This window comes from Spirosoma flavus (genome assembly GCF_054778555.1).
The window spans coordinates 1-552 of sequence record NZ_BAAGZL010000019.1 but is presented as its reverse complement, the minus strand read 5'-3'; the positions used below and the strand labels follow the sequence as shown (position 1 = coordinate 552).

The 552-nt window shown below is 58.2% G+C and carries 1 protein-coding gene; it reads left to right on the top strand.

Annotated elements, in window-relative coordinates; all coding sequences use genetic code 11:
* Positions 1-210, top strand: a 210-nt coding sequence (locus tag ACYVF1_RS32195) for a hypothetical protein (protein WP_461086825.1), incomplete at its 5' end; no start/stop codon positions are given.
* Between the last annotated feature and the right edge of the window lie 342 nt (positions 211-552).

The following is a 552-nucleotide window of genomic DNA, read 5'->3' as shown; positions in this document are numbered from 1 at the left end:
CCTCATCCTGAGGTGCGACCGGAAGGTCGGGAACCCCTTCCAGACAAAGCAGGGGAGTCGACCCTCCTGTCCAGATCAGGAGGGGAGAAAGGGCTCAGAGGAGGGGGTGCCGGAAAACCTCAGTGTTCCTCTCGAGGGAGACCGGGATTTCGGGGAACTTTGTGGGTCGCATCAAGGGTGCCAAGTGCCCTTTCGGCCTCCAATTCCTAACGTGGGACTTCTCCTGAGGCGCTGTAGCGGGAAAGGGCTTCATCTTGCGATGACGGGGGAGCCACGTGGTTTTTCTCGAGTTACGGCGGGATTCTCGAGTTACGACGGGGAATTCAGGCTGCCTCTTGTGTTGGCCCAGGCAAGTCCAATCTTCCATTCGAGTTGCGAAGGAAAGCTGGGGATTGCTGTCGAGTGACTGCAGGGCCAATAGACCTCATCTAGGCTTGTGTCCAGAAGCCAATGTTCCTCTCCAGGGGCGACAGGGATCTCGGGGTTGCATTCCAGACGCACCTGGGGAGACAGGCATTCATCTCGAGTGGAAGCAAAGAAGCCCGCTCTGCT